This is a genomic window from uncultured Thiocystis sp., from assembly GCF_903866365.1.
Classification (GTDB): Bacteria; Pseudomonadota; Gammaproteobacteria; order Chromatiales; family Chromatiaceae; genus Chromatium.
The window spans coordinates 1-4,323 of the sequence record NZ_CAIPNF010000003.1; the positions used below are offsets into that span (position 1 = coordinate 1).

Sequence of the window (4,323 nt, forward strand, 5' to 3'; positions counted from 1 at the left end):
GAGGGGAGCAATGTCAGGACAGTCGGTTCGGTTTCGCAGGGCACGGGCATTCTCGATCATGTCAGTCTGTTGGAGGGATATGCGGCCTAAACGGGTAAACTGTTACTCGGAAATCACCTAAGGACAGAGGCGAACCATTTGAGTTGCTTGATCGGTGTGCCGTCACCGTGGCGTTTGTTGGTATCGAGCCATTCGCCGTGCTCCTGGGCCTTGTCGGTCGGCGTCCAGTCGCCTTTGATGTCGTGAACCTGCATGCCTTTCGCTTCGAGCAAGCGGTTGGTCTTCACGGCGGAGAGCGGTTTGACCAGCATGTTGCCGAGATCGGTCGGCGTGTCGGTCTGCCCGCGCGGGTCGGCGGCAAGGTGCGTCTGGCCCATCAGGACCAGCGGACTCACGCCAGTCATGGCACGAATGGCGTGGTCTGCGCTCAAGGCGGCTTGGTTGCCCTTGAGTCCGAAAGCGCGCGCGGCGGTCATCGCGGTTCGGCTGAGTTTCAGCGCGGCAACATGGGCGTTTGGCGTGACCGCGCGACGAGACGGCGTCGGCGGTTCGCGCGTGAAGGATGGCGACGACGCCTCGCGCGGGTTGAAGTAGGCGTTCTCCAGCTTCTCGAAGACCTCCCACGCCGCGTCGGTGTCGAGGATCTTGGCGTGCCGGTCGCCGCCGCGTTCGGTCCAGAGGGTGAGGGCGTTGACGTTCGGGGCGATTTCCGCAGCGCCAATGTCATTGGCTCTGTCAGATTCCACAGACCCGACATGATCGGGTTTGCGGTTTGTGTTTTTCTTGAACTCGCGCCGCGCCTCGCCTTCGAGCTTGAAGAAATGCTTGCCGTGCTCGAAGCGGTCGGCGTTGTTGGCGTGGTTCATCCGAATGTTCTTCGGATCTGTGCCGTCGCGTTGCGCGAGCAGATCCGTGGTCAGGACGCGAACATTCTGGAAGGCAACGACGGGGAGGGTTTCGACCGTCACGGACGCACTGAGGGCGGTGTTGTCGGTCATGACAAGCTCCTACTTGGCGGTTTTGAACCGCCGACCCCACGGTCAAATGGGGCGGGCAGACGGTATGCGGGTTGACAGATCGGAAGTAGGAACCGGCGCATCCGAAGATGCCCCACACACAGCCGTCCCATAGGAACTGCCGTGCTGCGCACACAAAAAAGCCGCGAGGATGAAGGCGCGGCGGTGCGCCTAAGCTCCGGGCTGTCAAACCCGAGCCGCCCATGTGGGGTGACACAAGCCGCCTCTCCGAAAACGGCGCGGGTGTCAAGGGGCTTGCGCGTATACCTCAATGGCGTAGACTGTCGGGCATGTACAGCATCATCGAAACCCCGCTGTTCTCCAAACTCTGGCCGCGCTACTGGCACGAAGAGGAGCGCGGAACCTTTGCGGCCTTCCTGTCCGCGTCTCCCCTGGCGGGCGATGTGATCCCCGGCACCGAGGGCTTGCGCAAGGTGCGTTGGAGTCGCGCCGGATCCGGGAAGTCTGCCGGAGTGCGCGTGATCTACTACACACAGCTTGATGCTGGTGCGTTGATCCTGTTGCTTCTGTACGCCAAATCCGAACGCGGCAACCTGTCCGCAAGCCAACTGCTGGAGATCCGACATGCCATCGACCACGCGACCACTCACTGATGACGAACTGGACGCCTTCGAGGACGGGCGCAACCTGGGTGAAGACCTCCTTGAATCCATCCGCCAGATGAAGGCTGGACTGGGTACCGTGGTGTATTCGCCCGCCATTGCCGCCCGCCAACAAGCGGGGCTGTCGCAATCCCAATTTGCCGCGCTGCTGGGGGTGTCGGTGCGTACCTTACAAGGCTGGGAACAGGGTAAACGCCATCCTTCCGGGGCGGCGAAGACCCTCTTCAAAGTCGCCGAGTGCCATCCCGAGGTGTTGCGCGAATTGGCGGGGTAGCGCCCATGCGCCACGAGGATCGTGGACGTGACGGCTTGCTGATCGGTCGAGAAAATAAGGACGGGGCTGGGCGTGTCGGTCATCAGTGGATCTCCGACGTGGCGACCAACAGCCGCGCACTCGTCAGGGACAGCGAACCGCCAGCCACCTGCCGTTCGATCCGTGCCAGTAACGTCGCGAAGCGGTCAACATAGTAGAGCGGTTGTGTCTCGCGCGGATTTTGCGGGCTGGTCTCGTTGCGTCCGTACTGCAACCCGCGCTCGGACAGGCTCTTGAACCGCTTGGTGTCGCCCTGCTGCCCTTGCGCTCCATCTCCACCAGCAAGCCCATGTCGAGCAGGGCGATGTTGGCGGTTTTGGCGGAAAGCGAACTGCGGTGTTCCTTGAGCAGCGCGGTGAGCGAACGCACCAGCGTCTCGTCCACAGACGCAGGCAGAAAAGCACTTGACACGCCTTTGATCTCGCAGATGCCGGTTAACATCCGAATCTTGCTGGTGTCGGACATCCGCAGCATCCGGGCGGCGACTTCTGCCACCTGGAACTCCAGATCGTAGGGATAGGACTTCTCATCGGCGAGGCCGGGCACGACGTAACTGCCGGTCTTGCGGATGCTTGGAATGACCTCGCTCGTGACCCATTTGCGGAAGCGATGCGGGACGGTTCCCGGTTTGGTCGCGTCTCGGCAACGCAGAATCAGGGTGTAGAGGCCGGACTCGTTGACAATGCCGACTTTTTTTACACCTTCCGTCGTGTCGGTTAAACCGACACCCCTTTCATCATCGTCCAGTTTCTCAAGCGCGTCGCGGTTGTTGACGATTCCGAGCGCCACGCACACGTCAGCTGCGACGAACCAAGGATCGCCATCGCGCATGACGACGCGGACGTTGAAGGATTGATCGAACGAGAAGGACAGGGGTGCGGACGCACTGAGGGCGGTGTTGTCGGTCATGACAAGCTCCTAAGCTGCGGTTGTGAACCGCCAACCACGCTGTCAAACGTGGTGGGCAGACTGTATGCGGGTTGACAGACCGGGCTTAGGAACCGGCGCATCCGAGGATGCCCCACACACAGCCGTCCCATAGGAACTGCCGTGCTGCGCACACAAAAAAGCCGCGAGGATGAAGGCGCGGCGGTGCGCCTAAGCTCCGGGCTGTCAAACCCGAGCCGCCCATGCGGGGCGACGCGGGAAGCATAGGCGCGGCGGGCGCGTTGGGTCAAGCGTATGCACAAGAATCCTTGCGTATCCTGATTCTTGTGCATACAATATTCAACATGAAGATCGCCTTCGATCCCGCCAAGGACCGCTTGAACATCGTCCATCACGGCGTGTCGCTGGCGTTGGCGGCGGATCTGGAATGGGATCGGATGGCCTGCCGCGAAGATGACCGGGAAGCCTACGGCGAGCTGCGCCTGCAATGCTTCGCCCCCATCGCGGGCCGCGTCTATTGCGTGATCTGCATCGAAGATGACGACCGCTACCGCATCGTCAGCCTGCGAGAAGCCACACCAAAAGAGGTCAGGAACTATGTTCGTCACCGACAGAAACGGTCGTAAATACCGCATTCCGACCGAGAAAGAGACCCAGCGCATCCGTGCCGGCATCGCGGCGGACCCAGACACCCATGAACTGACCGACGCGGAGATGGCCGAACTGCGCCCGCTCGCCGAGATGCGGCGCACCGCTGGACGCCCGAAAGCCGAGGCCACCAAGGAGCGCGTCACGATCCGACTCTCGCCGGAAGTGACGGCGTTTTTCCGCGCCACCGGGAAGGGCTGGCAGACCCGCCTGGATGCAGCGTTGCGGGAGTACGTGGACGCGCATCGCGACGCGGCATAGGCGCGGGGCGTCAAGACCAGAAGGGCGCTCATCGACTTGGTGAGCGCCTCGCCGCTCGAATAGGACGGGAGAAACGTCGCTGCAATCCCTTCGCTCTCGGCAATCTCGGCCAACATGCGCGCCTTGCTGGTGGCGGACATCCGCAACAGGGAGGCCGCTGCACGGGCAAGGATGCGTTTGTCGCGCAGTTGGAAACTCATGCGCTTAGGCTTGGATTTGGGATGTTTTTCGGAGGGAATGCGGGTGTCGGCGTAGTCGCCCACGGTGCGCGGCGGATCGACACGAAAGTAGGCGTTGACCAACTCGCGCTGGATTTGCCACGCGAGATCGTCCTGAAACGATTTCACCAGGAGCAGATAGCCGGACTCGCTGACGACGGTTAGACCGCGCGTAGGAACCTCGATTCCAAAAGGACGAAATTCGTTGTTTTTAGAGAAAGGGGGTGGACGGTTAGCTCCGCCTCAAACTACATCTTGTGGGGCTGCCAATGGTGACCATCGATGAGTCGGCTCTCGGGGACAGGATCTGTCACGACGAGTTGCTCAAGCAACCGGCGGAAGAGAAGTCTGCGGGA

General features: G+C 61.6%; 6 protein-coding genes. 4 read left to right on the top strand and 2 right to left on the bottom strand.

Annotation, left to right across the window (positions count from 1 at the left end; genetic code table 11):
- Window positions 1-113: 113 nt before the first annotated feature.
- Complete coding sequence (locus QZY07_RS00175; protein WP_295398806.1) at window positions 114-998, bottom strand: ORF6N domain-containing protein; 885 nt, start codon at window positions 996-998, stop codon at window positions 114-116.
- A 308-nt stretch (window positions 999-1,306) separates the two neighbouring features.
- Here QZY07_RS00175 and QZY07_RS00180 point away from each other — a divergent pair, with 308 nt between their 5' ends.
- A complete protein-coding gene (locus QZY07_RS00180; protein WP_295398808.1) occupies window positions 1,307-1,630 on the top strand; it encodes a transcriptional regulator in 324 nt (107 codons plus the stop codon).
- Window positions 1,602-1,913: a helix-turn-helix domain-containing protein gene (locus QZY07_RS00185; RefSeq protein WP_295398810.1), complete on the top strand. Its 312-nt coding sequence runs from the start codon at window positions 1,602-1,604 to the stop codon at window positions 1,911-1,913. The genes QZY07_RS00180 and QZY07_RS00185 overlap by 29 nt, the downstream gene beginning before the upstream one ends.
- Before the next feature lie 123 nt (window positions 1,914-2,036).
- On the opposite strand, the gene QZY07_RS00190 is transcribed toward QZY07_RS00185, so the two are convergent.
- Window positions 2,037-2,861, bottom strand: coding sequence for a BRO family protein (locus tag QZY07_RS00190; protein ID WP_295398812.1), 825 nt, complete (start codon window positions 2,859-2,861; stop codon window positions 2,037-2,039).
- A gap of 323 nt (window positions 2,862-3,184) precedes the next feature.
- Here QZY07_RS00190 and QZY07_RS00195 point away from each other — a divergent pair, with 323 nt between their 5' ends.
- Window positions 3,185-3,466, top strand: coding sequence for a BrnT family toxin (locus tag QZY07_RS00195; RefSeq protein ID WP_295398814.1), 282 nt, complete (start codon window positions 3,185-3,187; stop codon window positions 3,464-3,466).
- Window positions 3,438-3,749 carry a BrnA antitoxin family protein gene (locus tag QZY07_RS00200; RefSeq protein WP_295398816.1) on the top strand — a complete coding sequence of 104 codons (312 nt, stop codon included), beginning with the start codon at window positions 3,438-3,440 and terminating at the stop codon, window positions 3,747-3,749. The genes QZY07_RS00195 and QZY07_RS00200 overlap by 29 nt, the downstream gene beginning before the upstream one ends.
- The last annotated feature ends 574 nt before the right edge of the window (window positions 3,750-4,323 follow it).

Bases quoted from the DNA above. Each gene is read 5' to 3' on its own strand.
- QZY07_RS00195 (WP_295398814.1), top strand. From the start codon at position 3,185: ATGAAGATCGCCTTCGATCCCGCCAAGGACCGCTTGAACATCGTCCAT.
- QZY07_RS00200 (WP_295398816.1), top strand. From the start codon at position 3,438: ATGTTCGTCACCGACAGAAACGGTCGTAAATACCGCATTCCGACCGAG.
- QZY07_RS00190 (WP_295398812.1), bottom strand. From the start codon at position 2,861: ATGACCGACAACACCGCCCTCAGTGCGTCCGCACCCCTGTCCTTCTCG.
- QZY07_RS00185 (WP_295398810.1), top strand. From the start codon at position 1,602: ATGCCATCGACCACGCGACCACTCACTGATGACGAACTGGACGCCTTC.
- QZY07_RS00175 (WP_295398806.1), bottom strand. From the start codon at position 998: ATGACCGACAACACCGCCCTCAGTGCGTCCGTGACGGTCGAAACCCTC.
- QZY07_RS00180 (WP_295398808.1), top strand. From the start codon at position 1,307: ATGTACAGCATCATCGAAACCCCGCTGTTCTCCAAACTCTGGCCGCGC.